Raw genomic sequence first — 21,830 nt, 5'->3', positions numbered from 1 at the left:
GTTATTGGTGAAGAAAATTAATGAATATATTGAAAAATAGCGAATAACAAATAACCAATAACGAAAAAGGTTGATTATTAATCAACCTTTTGACCCAATGCCTCGTGCACCGCTTTGGCCAGTCTGCGGATGGTAAAGGGTTTCATGATCAATCCCTGGATGTTCAATTCTTCGGCGCGCTGCTCATTTATTCGTTCACTGTAGCCGGTGCAGATGATAATGGGGATGTCGGGACGGATTTGCCGCAATTCCTCTGTGAGGATATCACCGGTCATGTTGGGCATGGTCATGTCTGAAATGACTAGATCAAATTGATGCGGATCCGCCTGAAAGGCCTCAAGGGCTTTAATCGGCCGGGTCCAGGTCTTGACCTGATAGCCCAGCTTTTTAAGCATGTTTCTGCCCAGGTCAATCAGGCTGTCTTCATCATCAACCAGCAGAATGCATTCGCTGCCGGTCGGCAATGATTTTATCTCTTCGGTTTCTGAGACCGTCTGCCTTTCCATAATAGGGAAAAAAATGTCAAAACAGCTGCCTTTGCCAGGGGCACTTTCCACCTGAATAGTCCCACCGTGTCCCTTGACGATGCCATGCACGACGGCCAAACCCATCCCGGTACCCTTATCCTGCGTTTTGGTGGTAAAATACGGATCAAATATACGATCCATGGTGCCATTGTCCATGCCGTGGCCGGTATCGCTGATGCTGAGCTTCACATACGGCCCGGCTGTGAGATCCGGATGCAGAGCGGCAGCCTCGGTTTTCAAATCGACATTTTTCAGACTGACGTTCAAAATTCCAGCTGTATCGGCCATCGCATGGGCGGCATTGGTGCACAAATTCATCATGACCTGATGGATTTGGGTGGGATCGGCATAAATGGCATCCAGGTTGGATTCGATGTGCTGCTTGATTTCAATGGTAGTTGGCAATGAAGCCCGCAATAGATTCAAGGCTTCCTTGATAATGGGCGCTAAAGAAATGACTTGCTTGTTTTGTTCGCTTTTGCGGCTGAAAGCCAAAATTTGTTTGACCAGATCCTTGGCCCGATGGCCTGCCTTGAGCACCTGATCAATGTTGTAATGCTCCATAGAATCCTGACGGGTATCGTAAAGGGCCATTTCCGCATAGCCAATGATAGCCCCCAAAATGTTGTTGAAATCATGCGCTATACCGCCGGCCAGGGTGCCGATGGCCTCCATTTTTTGTGCCTGGATCAGCTGGGTTTTGAGCTGCTCGCTTTCTTCCTGGGCGGATTTCAGTTCGCTGATATCCCGGGTGATGGTCAAAATGTGGGGACGGCCATGAAGCTGGATCAAAATCGCAGACATCAGGGCCGTTATGATGCTGCAATCTTTCAGGCGAAATCGGGCTTCCAGGTTCTCAACTTTGCCGTATTCAGAAATCCCTTCCACCAGTTTTTGTCGCTCGCCGGGGTCTTCCCAAATATCAAGCTCGGCAGCGGTTTTTCCGATGACCTCGGTGGCGGACCAGCCTGTCACCCGCGAAAAGGCACTGTTGACGTCAATGCAGCGTCCGTCATCGGCCTGAATAATGGTGACCGGATCCGGAAAGGTCTCATAGACCGTCCGCAGGCGTTCTTCGCTTTCCTGCAGGGCCTGGCGGGTTTTTTTATTTTCCAGGGCGTTGGCAAATACCTGGCCGACAATATTGAGCAGCGAACTGGTGTCTTCGGCCCACATTTTTCCCTCACGAACCGAGTCCAGACCGATAAATCCAAGCACCTTGCCGCTGATGACCATCGGCACGCACAACAATGATCGTATACCCTGCTGCTCAAGCTCCTCTTTGACGGAGTTGGCTTCAGCAGGCAACTCTGAAACCCGCGGGATGGATACCATATCGCCGTCTAAAAAGCGTTTCATCGCCCAGGCAAAATGCTCTACAGGTGCGTTCTGGATGCGATCAATGGTCGCTTCAATTTGATCGGCGCACCATTCGTGGGTGCAGGAAACCATTTTTTGATCCGCTGAGAATTGAAACACGTAGCTGCGATCCGCATCGGCAAATTGACCGATTTGCTGCAGGGTGTGGTCAATTTCGTCATCAATTTGGGCCGGATGCAGGTTGATAAACTGGCTGGAAATCTTGGTGATCAGGTTTTGGAATTCGAGCCGATATTGCAGCTCATCTTCGGCGCGTTTGCGCTCGCTGATGTCGGTGATAATGCCCAAAATGGCCACCTCACCCTGATAGCGGATCAATTTGGTCGTGATAATGGCCGCAATCTTTTTGCCCGCTTTGGTGACCAGAAAATACTCATAGGGGGACACCTCCTGCCCTTGCATGTGTTTGGCAAAATTGGATTTGACCAAATCAACGGATTCCGGAGCAATCAAGGTTAAAAAATCAAAATCCGGGGCGCCTAATTCTTCTTTGCTGTACCCCATTATCTGGGTGCAGCGGCGGTTGACATATACCACCCGCCCCCCTTTGTTGATGAAAATCATGTTGGGGGATTGCTCGGTAATGATTTGAAAGGCTGTACTCATTTTGGGGGCAGCCGCATCGGTGTTCCTGGATTTAAGTTCTTTTTCCAGGGTGCGGTTGCGTTCGATCAATTCATCGCGGGTGGGTTTTGACATTCAATCTCCTGCATCAACATCTCAGATAAACTTGCTCGCTATGCTGCTGTGGCGCCCCAAAGAAAACGCATACATCCCCACAGTGCCAATGTATGCGCTTTTTACGGTTTCACCCCAATGCTCCTAAATGGTTGGGTTAAAAATTTGTAATAATTCTAATTAGTTTATAACGCAATTCATTGTCAATTGTCAAATTTTTCCTGCTATTTTTAAGATGCCCTATTCGAAAATCAGAAGATGTTTCACTGCAAGTATTATGGTGCCGCATGCCGATGATGCAGGTGGGCGAGCGCCGTCAGCCAAATACACCGTTTAAATCAAGCCCCTTTACCCCAGTGTGTCTGAATTGACAAAATCGTACCATCTGGATGTCACGTACTGGTTTTCGCGCGAAAATGATAAATTTGGCCATCTTTAGCTAAAAATTAAAATTAAGGGTTGAAATTTTTTGATTTATAGCGCATTAATTTCCCCTTAATTCTAAATCATTGATCTGACGATAGGGGTATGTTGTTTCTGCCTTGCGACAGTTTGAGTCAAAGCCTGTATGTTAATCTAAAAGGGGAGTTCAAAATGCAGAAGGTGGGTTTTTTACTATTGAGTTTGGTGATGGCGCTAATTTTGGGATCGGTGATGATCGTATCCGGTGAGGAAGATGCTGAAGATATGTGCGTTCCGATGGGAACCATCGAGCTCAGCGCCCCCGATGGCGTGGAGCAGAAGAGGGCGTCGGTGGGCTTTCCGCATGCTCAGCATTTTGGTTTTGAATGCCAGACCTGTCATCATAAATGGGACAATACCTCTCAGATTCAGGGGTGCATGACCTCGGGTTGTCACGATGTCAAGGAAGCGGCAACCAAAACCAAACAAGGGACGCCGTTGAGAGCTGATGAAATCCGATACTTCAAAAAAGCCTATCATGAATCATGCATCGGATGCCACAAGGTCATGAAGCTTAAAAACAGAAAAATTGAGATGTCCGGCCAAAAGCTTGACGGTCCATTGCCCAACCCCGGGCCTACCAGCTGTATCGGGTGCCATCCGAAAGAAGAATAAGGGGCGCATAAAACCATTCATCATATCCATCTGTATCTGTAAACCTCAGTGCAGGCGAATTCGTTTTAGCCGACTGAATTTTTCAAGCCGAATGGTCACATTTGCTGGTTGACAATCCGCATCCTGATAAAACACAATTAAGTGCAAGGATACCTCGTCCATGCCCAGATAAAAGCCATTGATTTTGGTAGCAGCCGAAACCAATTTTGAAGCCCGATCGATTTGATCGGGCTTTTCTGTTCCGGACCGAATCACCGCTCTAAAAAAACGCTTACCACTCTCACCGGTAAACATCCGTTCCACCGCAGGGCATAAATCTTCATATTTGAGCCAGGTCAGATCCTTGAGCGCTCTTTTAAACCGCTGCTGCAGGGTCTGGCTTTTGGCAAAGCAACCCATACCCACCCTATAGGTCGTATCGTTCATTGTTACCCCCGTTTTTAGACAGTGTTAATGTCATATAAACTATAGTGACTATGGTTTAAGATGTCCCTTTCTTAAGCTTCTGGCTTCTCGCTTCTTGCTTCGACTCGGCTGAGCTCGTCGCAGGCTGGCTTGATGCAGAGAATCAACTGCTTTCAGCCAGCAGCCAGATACTGACACCTGACACCTGAAACCTAATCGTATACGGTGCTACAGTGCTCATTAAAGTATTCAGCAGCTTCCTGGACCGTATCGAAGGTGATCCAGTCCCGCCATACGGTGATATCGCCCTGTCTGCGCGTCAGTTCGATCGTCGTATTGCCATGGTATTCGTAGCAATCATCATAGTCCGGACTGAAATTGTGCTTGGTCATTTTTTGATCCTCCTTTAGGGTTTTGTCCGCGGTTTGCAGCTAAAAACGCTTTCATTTTAAGACCACGTTAGCATGGTGGTTTGTCAGATACGGACAAAACGCAGGCTATATAATTTTTTCAGACGCTTGACCATTTAGCTGAAAGCAGGTTTAACTGGTACAGGTTGAGCCCGTTGGCCCGTTTGCCGGTAACAGATAAAATTTGATTGCATTCATTTTTAACGGTCTCAACGGGCTAAACCGGCAACCGGCTAACCTGATGACGTGACTTGCCTTTTTTGAGAAAGACGATAGTTTTGTCAACCATTTAATCAATTGGAGGGTATGAATGGCTCGCGGAGATCAACTGGCCCGGCAGTGGCGGATTTTGCAAAGTTTGATCGCATCACGCAGAGGAAAGACGGCTGCCGATCTGGCCGAGGAACTCGACTACCATTGGCGCACCGTATACCGGGATCTGGAAGCCTTACAGCTGGCCGGCTTTCCGTTATTTACCGATCGGGTGGACGGCAAAAACCGCTGGTCGATTCTGGAAAGTGCCCGGCAGCATATCCCGATTCCCCTGGACCTCACAGAAGTGATGGCGCTGTATTTTAGCCGGGGGTTGATGCGGGTTTTAAAGGATACGGTTTTTTATGCATCTTTGGAGTCATTTTTTCAAAAGATCAAAGCCACGCTGCCGTCCGAAACCATTAAATATCTGGAAAAGATCGAGCAAAGTCTTGAGATCGGCTCAAAGCCCTATAAACGCTATGATCACCTGCGAGATGCGGTCGAGCAAATCAGCCAAGCAACCGTTGATCGCCAGATCATTGAGATTGACTATTACACCATGAGCCGTAAAAAAAAGACCCGTCGCAAAGTAGCGCCATATAAAATTTGGTTTTTTGACGGTGCTTTTTACCTGGTTGGTAATTGCGGCCTACGTGAAAATATCCGTATTTTTGCCCTGGATCGGATTAAATCGCTGCAGGTGACCGATGAAGCGTTTGAGATGCCCACAGATTTTAAGGTCGAGGATTTTATGCAGACCAGTTTTGGGGTTTTTCATGGCAAACCTGAGGATGTGAAAATCCGGTTTGCGGCTGACATTGCCGGATATATTAAAGAAAAAACCTGGCACCAAACTCAAAAAATTACACCGCAAAAAGACGGGTCCATTATTTTTGAAGCCCGCGTGGCCGGAACCGATGAAATCAAATACTGGCTGATGAGCTGGGGGGGCAAGGCTGAAGTTCTGCGACCCGTAAGCTTGCGGGATGAAATGATTTCCGAAGCGCAAAGCATGCTGCAATGTTATCATCCCTGAATTTTACATGAAAATAGATGAGAATCATTCACTTAAAAGGTAAATCGGATAATAACCTTTTTATTTCTCATCTATTTTCACCCTTCGGGCGAGTCGGAGGCTCCCATATGCTGCGTTATTAAGGCCAAAGCATAGTCCCACTATGGCTTTGCCCTTAAGTGCCTTGTCTATGGAAGCCTCCGACTCGTGCAAGATTCAGGTAATAGTTTTTGAAATTCAATATCCTAATATCGATTTGCCAATATAGCGGCTTTTGAACTAAAGTGGGCCTCACCCCGTTTTATGCAATCCACCTCTTTTTGGCTTCACGCATCAGTTTGGCAATCGACAACCCCTGGGGACACCTGCGCTCTGCCTTTGAATAATCCAGACGGTCCAGGCGTGCTGCAACGCCGGGCGCCAATTTTTTAAATTCCGCTATCGCCCGGGCATCGTCATCGTAGCTGTTGGCGTACATCAGGTAGCGCATCACATCCCCGATGGGGGCTTCTCCATCCACGCACGATTCGCAAATATCCGTGCAACCGGCACAGTAGGCCGAGCGGGTCTCCCGGGCATATCGCTGCATCAATTCGTTATCCCGGACAGACAGCTGGGTCTTATCCAGGGCCGCGGCCACATTGGCCATCAGGATGCTCATATTCGGCATTTGCGAGCAAATACTGGCGATTTGAGGATTTTGCCACACGGCCTTGAGTTTGGCCTGGGCGTCGCTGAACCCTTTTTGCAAAAAGCGCCCGGCCAGTTTAAGCTCGGTTTCCGAGTTTGTTCGAATCTGTCCGCCGCCCTGGGTTTTCATGGCCGTCAGGCCAATACCCGCCTCGACACAGGCATCGACTGCGCGCCGCATGTCAGTTGAATGCATCAGCCGATAATTGTAGGTCATCATGATGCCGTCTATCCAGCCCAATTTGGGGGCACCCTGCAGACAGCCTTCCATATTGCTGTGGGTGCTGAATCCAAACAGCCGGATCTTGCCGGCGGCCTTGGCTTTTTCAGCCCAGGCTCTGGTATCCGCGTCCATTTCGCTGATGCTGCTGATAGCGTGAACAAAGAAAAGATCCACATAATCGGTCTGCATGCGCTCAAGGGATTCATCCAGCTCACGGGTCATGCCTTTGATGCTCCAGGCACCGGATTTGGTCACCAGAAAGATTTTCTGACGATCCTGTGGGTATTTGGCGAAATACTTGCCGATGCCTATTTCGCTTCTGCCGCCGCCGTAACTATGGGCGGTATCCCAGTATGTTACGCCCCAATTGATGGCCTGTTTGAGCATCAGATGATTGGATTCGATATCAAACATTCCCCCCAGAGACAGAATCGAGACTTCCTGACCGGTCTTGCCAAAAGGGCGGGTGGCAATGGTGCCATTGGTTTCTGCAGCGTTTAGCCGCCCCGCCACCGGGGCTACAACCGAGCCCATGCCGGCTATGCCGGCGGTCTTTAAAAAATCTCTGCGCGTATAATTGGATTTCTTTTTTTTCATGATCATATACTCCTTTGTTTTATGTTTTGTCTTCTAAGAAAGAATTAACGCATGTTTGCGGGATCGCGACTCGTTTTCAGCGGTCACTCGGATAGCCCTTTTACCCTGCACCGGGCATTCATGCTCACAGACACCGCAGCCAATGCATAAAGCGGGATCGACATAAGGCTGTTGCAGCCGAATTAGAATCGATACCCTCTTTTGGGCCGCCGGCGGCTGATCAAACGGATGTTTGGCGTCAATGGTTAAGCTGTGGCTTGTATTGGCAATAATTTGATGTCTCTGCAGGTCCGAACGTCCCGGCACAGCACAATAATAATCACCGGTAGCAAACTGCTGTGCGATAAGCACATCGGTTTGAAATTCGATTCGAGTGTTATCGGCCGATTTGACGACCAGCGGCTGCAGGATGCGTACATCATTGAACACTTCCCGGGTAAAGATCGCCTTGGGGCTGACCGGACAATTCTCCTGGCAGACAATACAGGGACGATCCATGGCCCAGGGCAGGCAGCGGCCGCGATCGATAAAGGCGGTGCCGATCTTTATGGGTCCCTGCTTAGCATATGGACCCAGACCCCGGCGCTCCGTTAGGCTGATCGGCCGGATCGCTGCGGTCGGACACAGATTGCCGCAGGCAATGCAATTGTGCTGACACCCGCTGGTGCCGATTCTAAAATTGAGCACCGGCGTCCACAGACCTTCGAGTCCGGCTGTCAGCCCGGCTGGATGGATGACATTCGTCGGGCAGATACGCATACATTGCCCGCATTTGATACAGCGGGAAAGAAACTGGTCTTCAGGCAGGCTGCCCGGTGGGCGCACCAGATGGGGGTTCCAGTTGGGCCCAGGTTGGCCGCCAATTCGCAACAGCGGTATGGCAGCGGCACCGGAGACGGCGGCCGTCAAAAGTTCACGGCGCGTTAGATCCGGTGATACCATTTCGCCGCCGGCAGACGGTGCGGTATGGTAACCCATCAGGCCATGATGGCAGTCGGCAATGCAATTCAGGCACAGCACACATTCCGCCAGCCGGATCTGACCGGTCGGCTGGCAGGCCCCCTCACAGTTTTTTTCACACAAATGGCAATCAATACATTCGTCTCTGGATTTGCCGATGCGCCAGATGGCAAAGCGGCCCAGCACGCCGAACAGCGCCCCCAGGGGGCACACAAATCGGCAATAAAAACGCGGCCGAATCAGGTTAAGCAGCACCGCGGCCACAAATAATGAGGCAATCAGCCAGGTGCCCGCATACAGTCGCGGGCTGCCTGCGGTTGCGAGCGCAGTGTGATCCAACAGCGGCAACAGTGTTAAATTAATCGAGCGGTATAGCAACGGAATGGGGTCCAATAACCCGATTTGAAGTGATGCCGCCGGGCGCCAGTCGCCATAAAACAAAAAGCTGGTCAACAGCCAGGCGCTGCCAATGATACCAACCGCCAAAGTGGCCCTGGCGGTATTTAACCGTGCCTGTCGTACGGCCATTACAATGACAGCGATCAGGCCCAGGATCAACAAGATCACAAATCCCGCCGGAGTGGTGCGCGGCAAGCGGGTCAGGTCGGCAGCCAGTGCGGCGACCGCCATGACAAGCAGGAAAACCAGTATCCAGTATTTAATGGATTGCGCCGGCTGATAGCGATTGAGGGCCATTTTGACTTTAATTTTGCGCTTGCGCCGGGCCAGATAACCCACAAATTGATGAATCGTTCCAAACGGGCACAACCAACCGCAGAAAAACCGGCCGAGCAGGATCGTCAAAACAACCGTGGCCAGACCCCACAGGAGACCGGCAAATAGCGTGCGGGTGGTCAGAAGAGTGCCCAAACCCACCAGCGGGTCAAGTTGTATGATCCAGTTCACCGGCCACCCGCGCAGCTGAAACCAGCGCTGCCCCAGGGTCGTTGCCAGGCAAAACCAAAGAAACAGTATGAGGAAAAATACCTGGCTAATTCGTCTGGTTGTCAGGATATTCATATTTGGCTATTTTTACGTATTGGTAGTTTGAAATCCGTTCAAATCTTCAACAGGTTCAAAGGTTCAGGGGTTCAAGGGTTACAACTCTGAACCCGGAACGCTGAACCCAGAACCTCCATCATATAGACGCCATCACCGGATTCAGGGACCTGAAATCGGCGGTTCCGAGTCCGACGGCTTCCGCTTTTTTAATGAACGCCAGGTCGGCGACGGTTTTATTGAGCAAAGTGGCGCCAAAGGCATCGGCGGCAACCTGATCGGTACTGACGATTACGGTGTTGGTTTCTTTCAGGTCTGAGAGCGAGCCGCCCGTCGGGCCGTTGTGCATCATGGTGGTGGTGCCGTCCAAAACCACCAGGGTCGGTCTGATCATCATAGCCAGCTCCTTGATGATCGTATGAATATCCTGGTGAAAAATATTGCGCCGCCCGCCCAGCAATCCGTACCAGTTTTTCATGATCATCGAGGCCCCGCTGCGATGATGGTCCTTTACCGGGGCGGTCCCAATGATCTTATCAACCCGGCTCAACGGCTCGTATAAAACCGGCCAGCTGCGAATCAGATTTGCCTGCGGCAGCGTAAAAGGTCTAAATAATTTTTCCTGCGGCATTAAAACAGCAGCGCCGGCAGAGCGGGCGGCCTGTTCGATGCCGGTCAATCGAAAACAACTGGCCGGATCATTGATCGGATTGTCGGTGACCGCAACCGATGCGGCGCCGGCCTTAAAACATAAACGGGTTAGCGCTGTAACCATTTCCGGGTGGGTGGTAGCAGAAAGCATGGGGGCCGATGCGAAGGCGGCATTGACTTTCAGCAGCACCCGGTCCCCTTTTTTGATAAACGCTTCCAGCCCCCCAATGGATTTCAAAGCCAGCTCAAGCGTCTCGGATCGGTTGCTGCCGCGAACGATACCCATGCGCGCGTCCAGTTCAGGCATCGAAAAATCGGGTATCTGAAGTGCGGTTGCATCCGTTGACGGCCGGCCGGGCCCAACGCTGTCATAAAACCAGAAACCGATAGCGCCGGCGGCCACAACCGAGGCACCGGCTTTGGCGGAGCGCACCATAAATTGACGCCGGCTTATGTGATGATCTGCTGGGTTATTCACGGGCAACCTCTTTGATGCGATCAAACATTTGCAAGGCCAAATCCTGTGCTGACTGCTGATCAGCGGCTTCGCGCACACCGATAAGATAGGGACCCTGGGAAAACACGACTTCATAGGTATCCAGGATATGAACCATCCTGGCCTCAGGGATGGAAAGATCCGATTTAACCGCCGAGCCGCCAAATGCCATCAGAAAATCGGCATAACCAGAGGTCAGTTCCTGCGCTTCAGCGGGTGACTGGCGACGTGATACATATGCCATCAGCTCTGTGCCCTCCAGCTGATAGGTAGCGGTGAATATTTGATCAAAACGCTCATATCCGAAAGCATCGGCAGACACCAATGCAATGCTGTCTGCCATTAGCCCCTGCGCAGGGAAAAGCGCTTTCTCGTCAATGGTCTGGGTCTCAACAGGGTGGTCTTTGATAAATGTTTCGGCCAGGGTGCGCATGGGCGCTGTGATGGTCTCAGACCTATCGGAGGCGACAATTTCAACATAAAAGGGGCCATGTACAAAAAACAGCGCATTGGCGGTCTGGTAGCCATATTGCCCGATATCGACTTTTGCGGCATCGGATCGGCGCTGCGCGCTGAAAACCGCAAATGCATTTTGCGGTGTCTGCATGTCATAAACAAAAACTTCCATCCATATTCCATCGATCGTTTCCACCTGCAGCCGCTGGCTGTGGAGGCGCTTGAAGCCGGATGCCAGATACAGCTCGGCTTTACCGTTAATTTTATCTGAAAGCGTGGCGGCATCAAAGGCCTCCATGGGTGTCATTGGCGTCTGACCGGCTGGCGGTGTGATCAGTGACGGCTCAGCATTACCTGCGGGCGTCGGTTCACGTTGGCCAGCGGCCGGCAAACTTGAAGCCAACTGCTCAACCGCCGGATAGTAGTTAAACTGCGCCATATAGACGCCGCCGGCGACTACTGCAAGGACACCCAGTATGATCAGGCTCACAAGGGTTTGTTTTGAAGCTGCTTTGGTTTTGATGTCCTGCTCCACGCAATCCTCGAATCATCACACCGTATGCAAGTGTTTAATGGTTGAAATGATCAAGAGAAAACCAATGGCTGAGAAGTGTGTCTGTTCCCGATGACGGTTGCAGAATTGTGGATGGGAATTTACAGACAATTCATGAATCGCTGCCATCATAAAAAAAAGCAGGCAATGTGTCAATTGGAAAGCCGTGTCACGCTGTGATACCTTGATCGGGTCCGAGCAAGTAGGTGGCCGGTTTTCCTGTGAAACGAAACTTGACCCGCGGGGCTGGCGTCTTAATATAAATAATACCGAAGTAGCTGATAAAGGTATCGTAACCGATTGACAATACCGGTTTGCCTTTGTCAATTCCTTGTCAGTTAGGAGGATGCCATGGATGCGACTGCATATTGTGATACACTGGAAGAACATCTGACAAAATGGAAAGCCAAACTGTACGATGCCATCCGAATTGTCGACCGCCTGCCGGAAGCAGAAAAGGAAACGGCGTTTCCATCAATCCGAGGGCTGTATTCGATTGTGGATCAAATCGACGCCGAAGTCGAACAGCTGCGATCCGCATGCCCGGCCGACTGGTCACCCAACCGGCAAAATCTTGATGCCAAAATGGCGCAATTGCAGCAGTCCCTGAAAAATTTGTCTGAGAATGTCGGCGGACCGGTGATTCCGGATTCGTTAGCCTGGGTATCAAAGTAGGTTTCGCTCAGAAATGGACAAAGGTTGAGCCCGTTACCCGTTTTCCCGTTTGCCGGTTAAAAAGCAATCAACTCTGGTTTTCTTTCCGGCTCAGTGCGCCTTTGGCGGACTCACTTCTGAATGGAAACCCACATTATAAAATCTCAAAACATTTATACCCCTTTCAACTTATGCCTGCTCAAAAAAGACAATCTCTGCTTTGCCCCAACTGTAAAAAACTGATCAGCACGTCTGAAAAGCACTGTCCATATTGCGGTACAGCGCACCCGGCGGCCTGGTGGAAAAACAACATCTGGACCCGCGGTTTTAACGACCCCTATCGGCTGGTCAAAGTGATGATCGGGATCAATATCGGCATTTACGCAATTTGTTTGTTGTTGAATCCCAGAGGATTTGGCCTGGGTATGAATCCGCTGACATTCTTATCACCCTCAGGGCAAATCCTTGAATTACTGGGGGCAACCGGAAGCGAACCCATCGATGCCGACCAGCGATACTGGACCCTGATTTCCGCCAATTATCTGCATGGCGGAATTTTGCATATTTTCTTCAACATGGTGGCTTTCCGCCAGCTGGGGTTGCTGGTGGCGCGGGAATTCGGTGTGTATCGCATGTTTATCATTTACACCCTGGGCGGCGTGATGGGCTTTGGGGTATCGGTTATAGCGGCCGTGCCATGGACGATCGGTGCCTCCGCCTCGGTCTGCAGCCTGGCCGGCGCCTTGCTGTATTACGGCAAAAGCCGGGGAGGTGTATACGGACGGGCGCTCTATAAACAAATCGGCATCTGGATGCTGCTGCTGTTTGTGTTCGGTTTTCTGGTACCGATCATCAACAACTGGGGACACGCCGGTGGGCTTGCGGCCGGTATCGGTCTCGGGTTTTTGCTGGGGTATCAGGAACGCAAAAGGGAGAATATCGTACACAAACTACTGGCCGGCGGGCTGGCGGTTTTAACGCTTCTCATTCTGGGCTGGGCGGTTTTATCGGGAATATATATTCGTTTTATGGTCTAAAATGGCGTGGTTTAAAAAGTCAGGTATGCGCATCCGACTCAGTGCGTATGACCCAGATCCCAAAACGATCCTTTGAGCCCTAAGCGGTCAAATAGCTGCTGCATTTCTTGCGGGTTTAGGCGCTGCCAGTCAACATCCAGGCGGCCGGTATACCAGCTTTGCGCAAGCTCCCAACATTTTTGAATCATCATCGAATATCCGGCCTTTAATTTTCGCCTGGATAACCAAAGTTTAAGATGGTCTTCCAAACTGAAAGCCAGTATCGTTGCTCAGGTAAAGCCGATGTTTTCCCAAAACTTGACGGCTGGTACAACAAAATGAACCAGCCAATCTGATGCCACCGGCAGCCCGTGGCGAATCTCTAAATTCAATTTTTCGTCACACTCTCCACACCCACACGGAGCATGTCCTCTGGCATTTTTGCCCAATATGGCCGCAATGCCGAAGATATCCCAAACTCAATTGCCCCAAAACCGTTTGCCTTCTACCTCAGCCACATAATTTGTTGGCAGGGCTGAAAAAGGGTGTGCCATCCAGATTGAATAAGATCCCGGGGCAAGCGCAATGTGGTGTGCGTTGGCTAGATTTTCATAGGCATACTCAACTGCGGCAATTGAAGTTTTAAAATGATCCGCTGCTTCGGCTGTGGTCGGCGGCCGGCCGGTTGTGGCAAAAGACCGATAAATGAAGTGGCGAATATCGCGATCGAGAATTGTGCCCTCCTGTGGTGGTGCCATGGGGTTGACCTTTCAAAGAATCGCATTTTCGTTAATATCGGCCGCATTGCGTATCGTGCCGGCGCTGACCGGAAATTGACCACTGGCCGGTGTTCATATGTGTTTCATCTCATCCCTGCCGCAGTTGCATATCTAATCCCACCAATTAAAGAAATGGTGCACCGGTCCGTGGCCGTGGCCGATTTTAAAAGCGGCGCCGGCCGCAATGGCGCTGTTCATAAAGCTTTTGGCTTTTTGAACCGCCGCCTGGGTGTCGTGACCCCGGGCAAGATAACTGGCGATCGCAGATGAAAGCGTGCAGCCGGTGCCATGGTTGTTTTGGGTCGCAATACGCTCCGCCGGCAACCACATCAGGCGGTCCCCGTCGGTCAGGTACAAAAGGTCGCTACTATGCTGATCATCCCCGTGCCCGCCCTTAATTAAAATGCTGCGGCTGCGGTGCGCGGCCAGCAATTTGGCAGCACTTTCAACATCTTTCTGAGTTTGGATGTGCTGGCCGTTGAGGACCTCAGCCTCCGGTATATTCGGGGTGACCACCTGAGCCAATGGCATCAAATGGGTCTTGATGGCTTCAACGGCATCATCCTGCAGCAGTTTATCCCCGCTCTGGGCCACCATGACCGGATCCAGCACGATTCGGGCGGCGTTGTGTTTTTTGAGCGCTGCGGCCACGGCCTCGATCAGCTCGGCTGAGTACAGCATTCCAATTTTAATGGCATCGGCGCCGATATCGCTTATGACCGCATCAATTTGTTCCACGGCAAAAGCGGGTGGAACAGCGTGAATGCCAAAAACACCGCGTGTATTCTGGGCCGTCAGGGCGGTAATGACCGACATGCCATAGCAGCCAATGGCGGAAATGGTTTTCAGATCGGCCTGAATGCCGGCGCCGCCGCCGCTATCGGAGCCGGCGATCGTCAGCACTTTATGATATTGTTTAGGGCTTTTCTGATTTTGGGCAGCTTCATTCATTTTCTTTAATCCTAAAATGATCCCAGCCTGAGGGGATGATGGGTTGGGTGGTGCCATCCGGATTGATCAGCACCATATCTTTGTCCGCTGTGATTTTGCCAATGGCAAACAGCGGGCGCTTAAATTTATTCTCAAATCCACGCGCAATTTCCTGTGCGTGGTCCGGCGCAATTGTGCACAACAGGGTATAATCTTCGCCGCCGGAAAGGGCGTATTCGACCGGGTCAAAGCCAAAGCGTGCGCAAAAATCTTTCAGGTTCACTGAAAGCGGAATTTTATCGGCATACAGAAGGGCGCCGACCTGGCTGTCTTCAGCGATATGGCCCAGATCAGAGCTCAAGCCGTCGCTGGTGTCGATGGCGGCGTGAACCCCGGACTGCTGGGCAAGAAAACGGCCTTCCCGCAGATGCGGCTGCGGCAGATTGTGGGCCTTAAGCAATGATTTGAGCCCATGCGTGTCGGCGGTAATTTTATTGAGTACGAGATGCAGACCGGCCTTGCTGTCGCCTAAAAAACCAGTCGAACAAATAATATCCGAAGGCCGGGCGGCATTACGGCATAAAAGCTCCGCCTGCGGAACCATGCCCTGCACCACAATATTGATAATCAGATCGATCTTTGAGCGGGTGGTATCGCCCCCCAGCAGATTGACATCGAATTCGGCGGCCAGTTTTTTGATTCCGTTATAAATTTCATCCAGGTAATCCAACCGGCAATCATCGGGAATGGCAATACTGATGAAAGCCTCCCGGGCGGTGCCGCCCATGGCGGCGATATCGCTCAGGTTGACGGCTAGTGACTTGAAACCCAGATCAAATCCCGCGATGGCATCGCGTAAAAAGTGAATACGCTCCACCAGTAAATCGGTTGTGATCAGCGCCAGCTGTTCGGGGTCGCTTCTGAAAGCAGCGGCATCATCGCCGATGGCCTTGACAATATTGTCCGGCCGAATCAGGCAGCCGCGGCTGATTTTTTTAATAAAACCAAATTCACCGATGTCTTTCAGGCTCATATCTTTTGGGCCTCGTTTATTACTTGCCTTAATCCGCGGGCTGCGCCTTCAGGGTCATCGGCAGCCACAATTGCTGAAACCACTGCTACACCATCAGCGCCATTGCGAATGACGTCAGTCGCATTTTCTTTGTTTAAACCACCGATACCCACCAGTGGCAGGCTTACGGCCTGACGAATTTCCCGCAGCCCGGCTAATCCCAGCGCCGGAGCCGTATCGGTTTTTGTGGGGGTGGCGTAAATGGGGCTGATCCCCAAATAATCGGCGCCACCTTTTTCAGCCTTGATGGCATCTTCAAGACATTCGGCCGATATGCCGATCGTCATTGAATCACCCAAGATGCCTTTGGCCATCTCAAGCGGCATATCGGTTTGCCCCAAATGCACCCCATCGGCTTTGACGGCCTGGGCCACATCGACGCGGTCATTGATAATCAAGGGAATGTTGCGGGTCTGAAGAAACGCTTTAATGCTCAGGGCCTGTTCAATGAACTCCAGAGTGGAGCACTCTTTTTCACGCAATTGCACGACGGTGGCACCACCGTTGACGGCTGCGGTGACAATGTCAAGGGTCGCGCGACCGCGGGCCAAACCCCGGTCGGTGACCAGGTACAGGGAATAGTCGATGTTGGTTAATGTCATAAAGCTTGTCTTCGGTTTGCTGGTCTCTGGCCGTTTTTTAGGTTTCAGGTGTTTCGCCGCAGGCGGATTCTGGTGTCAGCCATCTGATCGGCCCTGACACCCGAAACATTAAATTTCTGCCTGCGGATCTAGCTATGTGCTTCTATTTTACAGCAAGCCTTAAGCGTTTCGGGCGTAATGGAATAAAGCGCATCGATCATCTGAATCATAAAGCTTCCCGGGGCGCTGGCAGTTTGGCTGGCAACTTCACCGGCCAGGCCAAAATAGGCCAGGGCCGTGGCTGTTGCCCGCAGCGGATCATCATCGACCGCTAAAAAAGCGCCAATGATGGTCGTGGCCGTGCAGCCGGTACCGGTAACATAGCCCATCAGCGGGTGCCCGTTTGCCACCCGCAGCACGCGGCTGCCGTCGGTTACCAGATCCACCTCACCGGTGATGGCCAGGGTGGTTTTCAGCTCCTCAGCCAAAACCGTGGCGGCTGCTGCGGCATCTTCGACCGAGTGAATGGCATCCACCCCTTTGGTTTTGGATGTCTCATCGCGTAGCGACAGCACTTCCGAAGCATTTCCCCGGATGACCGTCATCCGGGCAGCATTGATGATGTTTTTAGCCGATGCTGTGCGCAGGGCGGTGGCACCGGAGCCGACCGGATCCAGGATTATCGGTGTGTGCTGTTCGGCGGCTTTTTTGCCGGCCTTGATCATTGACCCGATCCAGTCATCGGTCAGCGTACCGATATTGAGCACCAACGCTCCGGCAAAGGAGACCATGTCTTCGACTTCATTCTGGGCGTGGGCCATTACCGGTGATGCCCCCATGGCCAGCAGGGCATTAGCTGTATAATTCATGACCACAAAATTGGTGATGTTATGAATGAGCGGTTTTTGCTCGCGTACTGCCGTCAGGTTATGGGCGGCCTGTTCGTTTAAATGTGTCATTATGTCCCTCTTTTGCTTGCAAATGTGTCGGGTTCTCTTTGGGGTGGATGGGCTTGACCGGATCCATGTGCTGCAGTTCAATAAAAAAGCCGATTCCAGCAGGAAACGGCTAAATCATCGGAGAAATGCGGATCTGCGTATCGTTCCCTTCGCTGGTATTACCCAGATCAGGTTCCAAGGGTATAATCTCAGGCTCATAAAGCCACCCCATATCAATATGTCAAAAAACTTAAATCCCCATCAAATTCGTGTCAAGTAGAAATTCTTCTGGCGTCCACCTCTAGCGATGCAAATTCATTTGATTACTAACCCGTGCGGTACAAAAGAAGCTGTGCTTTGCACAACAGACCCCGCAGCCACTTGCGGTTTTGCAAAGACTTTACTTGACCGTCACAACCGGACAAGGCGCATTTAGGATCACGTATTGTGCAGTTGAGCCAAATACCAGTTTGCCGACTTTTGACCGGCGTCTCACCCCGACAATGATTTCGTCCACTTTGTGTTCTTCGGCCAAGCGGGTTAAATCTTCACCGGCTTCCAAGCCCCTGACCGATAACAACGATTCACATTCAATGTCTTTTTTCTTGAATTCATTTTGGTGATATTTCAGCTCGCGCTCATTGTTTTGAAAATCTCTTTTGGGAACCTCCGGGCCGCCGACCATCGATTGCACCAGAAAAATCTGGGCCCCAAATGTCTGCGCATGCTTGGCAGCCAGCTCTATTGCCGCTTCAGACACTTTGGATCCGTCGAAACCCACCATTATTTTCATTTTGCCCTCCTTTCTATAATCCTAAATCCTCGTTAATGAGTATGACTTTTATCCTGCCTTTGGGCAAGGATTTTTCAGTTATGGTCCAGGTGCTGCAGATTCGATCAGGGCTATTGCACTCTTCGCAATACGATGTTTTGACACATGGTGTTTTTTTATCCAGACGCATAGCGTTGGCCGGGGCAACATAATTTTTGATGCGAAACATGGCTTCTTCCAGATCCGGTACAATTTTATTACGCCCGACCAGCAGAATCACCCAATGGGGGCCGAAAGTCAACGCGCCGACCCGATTTCCCTGGGCATCGAGGTTCACCAGTTGTCCGGATTCGGTCACAGCATTGGTGCCGGTGATAAACAAATCGGCATGCAATGCCTGCCGGCGTCTTTGATAGGCTTCTTCTTTGGATACCTTTTTGTCAAAGGTGTCCCAGATCTCCAAATTCGATTCTGCCTGCAAGGATTTATAGAGTCCTGAGCCGATAAACGTCATGGAGCCGCCCCAGGATACCGTTTGGGGCTTTAAGCGGGGCACAAGATCCTCCAAAACAATTTTATGGGCATCTGCTTTGTTTTCGGCGATAAAAACGTCAAAATTGTTGGCCTCCAGTGTGGTCTTCATCTCAGCCAGTCGTATTTGCCAAAAGTTTTCAATCGGTTTATCCATTTGTTCCTCCTATTAACCGGCAACGGGCAAACCCTATAAAACAGCTTCTATGTTATTTTTGTGATGACCAATGTAAGATCATCGGTTATTTGCAGCGGATGGCAAAAGCGGGCCACCGCTTTGATGACCGCTTGAATCATTTCTTTGGCCGGCCGGTCGGCATTTTCGCGAATCAGATCCTGAAAACGTTCTTTGCCGAACATTTCGCCGTCGGGGCTGCGCGCTTCCCAAATGCCGTCGGTTGCCATCACGACGATCTGGCCGCGCTCAATTTTCCTGTCAAATTTCTGATAAGCCGCCACCTCGGATACACCCAACGGCAACGCATTGCCGCCTAATTCTTCAAACGCTTCACTTTCTAATCCATAAATGATGGCCGGGTCATGACCGGCGTTGACCCACTGAAGGGCCTGGTTGGCGCGGTCGATTTCGCAGATAAACAGCGTCATGAAACGCCCGGATTCTTCGACATCCCGGGTCAGCTGGAGATTGACATCGGCAACGACCTGATCGAGTTCGCCTGAACGTGATGCCCGCTGGCGCAGGAAAGCCCTGGCAGTGGTCATGAGCAATGCGGATGGGATACCGTGATCGGCGACATCGCCGACCACCACGCAAAGTTTGTTCCGGTCGCTTTCTGCAGTCACGATATAATCGTAGTAATCCCCTCCGGTTTCTTCACAATAGATGCTTATGCCCGCAATATCAAGACCGTCAACTTGCGGATCCTGGCTGGGCAGCAGGTTCTGCTGGACTTCCTTGGCGATATCCAAAGACCGCTGCAAGCGTTCCCGTTCCATGAGCCCTTCGGTCATTTCATTGATGGCATCACCGGTATATCCAATCTCATCGTTGGTCGTCACCCGCACCTTTTGGTCATAGCTGCCGTTTTTGACACTTCGCAGCGTTTGAATAATTTCTGCAAATGGTAAGGTCAGGTTGCGGCTGACGAGAATTGTCAGGCATAGACCGGCAATGATAAAAATGGATGTGTTCACAAATATGGTAGACCGCAATATTTCAAGCTGCTCCATCGGGTCGTATTCGGTGCTTGTGATTCGGTAAAAGATATGCAGTATCGAAAACAGGGGTATCAAGTTACAGGCAAAAAGAAGTGCGACCAATCGAGTTCGTATTCGAATGCGCAGAGTTTTGGGGATACTTGATATCTTTCCTTCTGGGAAGAAATAGGGTGCCAAGCGCTTCTGCAACACATGCTCCAGTAAAAAAAAGGCCAGGGTAACCGTAATGAAACCGGTACTTAAACTCATAAACAACGAGCGATGGACCCAATAGGCACCGACATCGAGAGACCACCACATCAACGAATAGACGACGGCCGACAGCAGCCACATGCTTAGACTCAGGCAGATCAGAACATAAGGTTCATTGAGGACTTTGCGGCGGGCTGTTTCTTCCAAATCCTTCGATACGGGTTTGTCGCTAAACTTTGCCTCTAAATATTTTCGAATCGGCCGCTCATAGCGCAGTGTCATTGTAATAACAAAGATGAATGCCGCTGGCGTAAACAGGATGTCAATCATTTCAACCGCCGGATTTTGCCAAATATGATCCGGTGGTTCGGGCTCTGCCCGAAACATCAATACCTGGAAAAAGGATACGGCTATTAAATTGGCCAAAAAGTTGGCCAGCAGCATTTCATTTTTAAGGTGGAAGCGTTTTAGTTTGGTCATGGTGGAGGACTCCCGGGACAAAGGATCTGATCTATTTGGATTTTTCCCGCTGGCCAAGATACGGCCAGCGAGTGGCTTTACGGATCTGAAAGGCTAAAGTTATAGATATGTTGACGTACTACAATATCCAGTAGAAATCAAATTCGATGAAAAGCGCATCGATTATCGAAGACCTCTTTTGCGATGCTTTTATCGCAGCCCCCTTTAAAAGTGTCTTAAGCGTCCGTATATTCTTCTGCATATAAGCTTTAATCTGCATCTTCGGTGTGTTATTGTGCGTTAAAAATGGTGACCTGTTAATCCTTTGATCAGGGTGAATCCCAATGGGCAAAGCATTTAAAAAATTCAAGGATGTTGATCACGTGGTTGCGGCCCTGGCGTCTGCTGAGTATATCTGTTCGAAAACAATCGCCACGGTTGTTTTTTTAGCCCAGGCAACCTTGAAACCGGTGCTGGTGGAAGGCCCTGCCGGGGTGGGGAAAACCGAACTGTCAAAAGCTGTTGCCCGCAGCCTGGGGCGCGAGCTGATTCGCCTGCAGTGCTACGAAGGGCTGGATGAAACCAAAGCCCTCTATGAATGGGAATATGCCAAACAGCTGCTGTATACCCAGATGGTCAAAGAAAAAATTGATGATGTGGTTTCAGGCGCGCGCAGTCTGACCGAAGCGGTGGATCGAATTGCAGACCAGGAGGATGCATTTTTTTCCGAACGATTTATTCAACCGCGGCCCCTGCTGCAGGCCATTTCATCCGAACAGCCGGTGGTCTTGCTGGTGGATGAAGTCGATAAATCTGATCCGGAATTCGAAGCCTTTCTGCTGGAAGTCTTAAGTGATTTCCAAATATCCATTCCTGAACTGGGCACCCGCACGGCCCTTAACATTCCCTTTGTATTTTTAACTTCCAACGATTCGCGTGATATGAGCGATGCGCTCAAAAGGCGCTGCATTCACCTGTACATTGATTATCCGGATCGTGAACTGGAGATGCAGATTGTGCGGCTGAAAATTCCGGGGATTAAAACCGCGCTGGCTGGCCAGCTGATCGACGCGATCCACAAAATGCGCAACCTGGACCTCAAAAAGAAACCCTGCGTTTCTGAGACACTGGACTGGGCGCAATCGCTGCTTGTATTGCAAGTCGAAGACTTGAGCGTGGAGGTGGTCAGGGACACCTTAAATGTGATCCTTAAATACCAGGCCGATGTAGATCTGATAAAAGGGAAGCTACCTCAGTTAATCAACTAGCAAATGATCTAAAATGTCTAAAATGATCTAAAATGCCTAAAATCTTTTAATTATCAGCATGTTCTTAAATTTTAGTCATTTTGGGCA

General features: G+C 50.6%; 21 protein-coding genes and 1 riboswitch. Of the genes, 5 read left to right on the top strand and 16 right to left on the bottom strand.

The window, feature by feature from the left end:
- Positions 1 to 77: 77 nt before the first annotated feature.
- Positions 78 to 2,606 carry a PAS domain S-box protein gene (locus QNJ26_09530; protein ID MDJ0985772.1) on the bottom strand — a complete coding sequence of 843 codons (2,529 nt, stop codon included), beginning with the start codon at positions 2,604 to 2,606 and terminating at the stop codon, positions 78 to 80.
- A gap of 573 nt (positions 2,607 to 3,179) precedes the next feature.
- Here QNJ26_09530 and QNJ26_09525 point away from each other — a divergent pair.
- Positions 3,180 to 3,662, top strand: coding sequence for a cytochrome c3 family protein (locus tag QNJ26_09525; protein MDJ0985771.1), 483 nt, complete (start codon positions 3,180 to 3,182; stop codon positions 3,660 to 3,662).
- A 45-nt stretch (positions 3,663 to 3,707) separates the two neighbouring features.
- Here the strand turns inward: QNJ26_09525 and QNJ26_09520 are convergent, their stop codons facing one another.
- Both QNJ26_09520 and QNJ26_09515 read right to left on the bottom strand, forming a co-directional pair.
- Positions 3,708 to 4,088, bottom strand: coding sequence for a hypothetical protein (locus QNJ26_09520; protein MDJ0985770.1), 381 nt, complete (start codon positions 4,086 to 4,088; stop codon positions 3,708 to 3,710).
- A gap of 191 nt (positions 4,089 to 4,279) precedes the next feature.
- Positions 4,280 to 4,459, bottom strand: coding sequence for a hypothetical protein (locus QNJ26_09515; protein MDJ0985769.1), 180 nt, complete (start codon positions 4,457 to 4,459; stop codon positions 4,280 to 4,282).
- Between the two features lie 328 nt (positions 4,460 to 4,787).
- Between QNJ26_09515 and QNJ26_09510 the strand changes: the two genes are divergently transcribed.
- The gene (locus tag QNJ26_09510; protein MDJ0985768.1) at positions 4,788 to 5,768 is read left to right on the top strand and encodes a WYL domain-containing protein; all 981 of its coding nucleotides are present in this window, start codon (positions 4,788 to 4,790) and stop codon (positions 5,766 to 5,768) included.
- Between the two features lie 280 nt (positions 5,769 to 6,048).
- On the opposite strand, the gene QNJ26_09505 is transcribed toward QNJ26_09510, so the two are convergent.
- From QNJ26_09505 to QNJ26_09490, 4 genes are all read right to left on the bottom strand, one after another.
- Complete coding sequence (locus tag QNJ26_09505; GenBank protein MDJ0985767.1) at positions 6,049 to 7,257, bottom strand: aldo/keto reductase; 1,209 nt, start codon at positions 7,255 to 7,257, stop codon at positions 6,049 to 6,051.
- A 33-nt stretch (positions 7,258 to 7,290) separates the two neighbouring features.
- The gene (locus tag QNJ26_09500; GenBank protein ID MDJ0985766.1) at positions 7,291 to 9,237 is read right to left on the bottom strand and encodes a 4Fe-4S binding protein; all 1,947 of its coding nucleotides are present in this window, start codon (positions 9,235 to 9,237) and stop codon (positions 7,291 to 7,293) included.
- Between the two features lie 118 nt (positions 9,238 to 9,355).
- Complete coding sequence (locus QNJ26_09495) at positions 9,356 to 10,345, bottom strand: DUF362 domain-containing protein (GenBank protein MDJ0985765.1); 990 nt, start codon at positions 10,343 to 10,345, stop codon at positions 9,356 to 9,358.
- Complete coding sequence (locus QNJ26_09490) at positions 10,338 to 11,354, bottom strand: hypothetical protein (GenBank protein MDJ0985764.1); 1,017 nt, start codon at positions 11,352 to 11,354, stop codon at positions 10,338 to 10,340. The genes QNJ26_09495 and QNJ26_09490 overlap by 8 nt, the downstream gene beginning before the upstream one ends.
- Before the next feature lie 369 nt (positions 11,355 to 11,723).
- Here QNJ26_09490 and QNJ26_09485 point away from each other — a divergent pair, with 369 nt between their 5' ends.
- Both QNJ26_09485 and QNJ26_09480 read left to right on the top strand, forming a co-directional pair.
- Complete coding sequence (locus QNJ26_09485; GenBank protein MDJ0985763.1) at positions 11,724 to 12,047, top strand: hypothetical protein; 324 nt, start codon at positions 11,724 to 11,726, stop codon at positions 12,045 to 12,047.
- Positions 12,048 to 12,217: 170 nt separating this feature from the next.
- A complete protein-coding gene (locus QNJ26_09480; protein ID MDJ0985762.1) occupies positions 12,218 to 13,063 on the top strand; it encodes a rhomboid family intramembrane serine protease in 846 nt (281 codons plus the stop codon).
- Positions 13,064 to 13,101: 38 nt separating this feature from the next.
- On the opposite strand, the gene QNJ26_09475 is transcribed toward QNJ26_09480, so the two are convergent.
- The 9 genes from QNJ26_09475 to QNJ26_09435 all read right to left on the bottom strand — a co-directional run bounded on the left by QNJ26_09475 (position 13,102) and on the right by QNJ26_09435 (position 20,496).
- A complete protein-coding gene (locus tag QNJ26_09475) occupies positions 13,102 to 13,254 on the bottom strand; it encodes a hypothetical protein (GenBank protein MDJ0985761.1) in 153 nt (50 codons plus the stop codon).
- A 267-nt stretch (positions 13,255 to 13,521) separates the two neighbouring features.
- Positions 13,522 to 13,800, bottom strand: a complete 279-nt coding sequence (locus QNJ26_09470) for a hypothetical protein (GenBank protein ID MDJ0985760.1) — start codon at positions 13,798 to 13,800, stop codon at positions 13,522 to 13,524.
- A gap of 132 nt (positions 13,801 to 13,932) precedes the next feature.
- Positions 13,933 to 14,772: a bifunctional hydroxymethylpyrimidine kinase/phosphomethylpyrimidine kinase gene (gene thiD, locus QNJ26_09465; protein MDJ0985759.1), complete on the bottom strand. Its 840-nt coding sequence runs from the start codon at positions 14,770 to 14,772 to the stop codon at positions 13,933 to 13,935.
- On the bottom strand, positions 14,765 to 15,784 hold the full coding sequence (thiL, locus tag QNJ26_09460; GenBank protein ID MDJ0985758.1) for a thiamine-phosphate kinase: 1,020 nt from the start codon (positions 15,782 to 15,784) through the stop codon (positions 14,765 to 14,767). The genes thiD and thiL overlap by 8 nt, the downstream gene beginning before the upstream one ends.
- Entirely contained in the window at positions 15,781 to 16,425 is a 645-nt protein-coding gene (gene thiE / locus QNJ26_09455; GenBank protein MDJ0985757.1) for a thiamine phosphate synthase, read from the bottom strand. Before thiE ends, thiL begins: the two co-directional genes overlap by 4 nt.
- A 128-nt stretch (positions 16,426 to 16,553) precedes the next feature.
- Complete coding sequence (gene thiM / locus QNJ26_09450; GenBank protein MDJ0985756.1) at positions 16,554 to 17,363, bottom strand: hydroxyethylthiazole kinase; 810 nt, start codon at positions 17,361 to 17,363, stop codon at positions 16,554 to 16,556.
- Positions 17,364 to 17,488: 125 nt separating this feature from the next.
- A riboswitch (TPP riboswitch) is annotated at positions 17,489 to 17,583 on the bottom strand.
- 159 nt (positions 17,584 to 17,742) lie between these two features.
- Positions 17,743 to 18,135 carry a universal stress protein gene (locus tag QNJ26_09445; GenBank protein MDJ0985755.1) on the bottom strand — a complete coding sequence of 131 codons (393 nt, stop codon included), beginning with the start codon at positions 18,133 to 18,135 and terminating at the stop codon, positions 17,743 to 17,745.
- Positions 18,136 to 18,148: 13 nt separating this feature from the next.
- On the bottom strand, positions 18,149 to 18,802 hold the full coding sequence (locus QNJ26_09440; GenBank protein MDJ0985754.1) for a lactate utilization protein: 654 nt from the start codon (positions 18,800 to 18,802) through the stop codon (positions 18,149 to 18,151).
- Positions 18,803 to 18,849: 47 nt separating this feature from the next.
- Complete coding sequence (locus tag QNJ26_09435) at positions 18,850 to 20,496, bottom strand: PP2C family protein-serine/threonine phosphatase (protein MDJ0985753.1); 1,647 nt, start codon at positions 20,494 to 20,496, stop codon at positions 18,850 to 18,852.
- Positions 20,497 to 20,819: 323 nt separating this feature from the next.
- Between QNJ26_09435 and QNJ26_09430 the strand changes: the two genes are divergently transcribed.
- Positions 20,820 to 21,743 (top strand): MoxR family ATPase, encoded by a 924-nt coding sequence (locus tag QNJ26_09430; protein MDJ0985752.1) that lies wholly within the window; start codon positions 20,820 to 20,822, stop codon positions 21,741 to 21,743.
- The last annotated feature ends 87 nt before the right edge of the window (positions 21,744 to 21,830 follow it).

Source organism: Desulfobacterales bacterium, from assembly GCA_030066985.1.
Taxonomy (GTDB): Bacteria; Desulfobacterota; Desulfobacteria; order Desulfobacterales; family JAHEIW01; genus JAHEIW01.
This window is presented reverse-complemented; position numbering and strand designations above follow the sequence as displayed.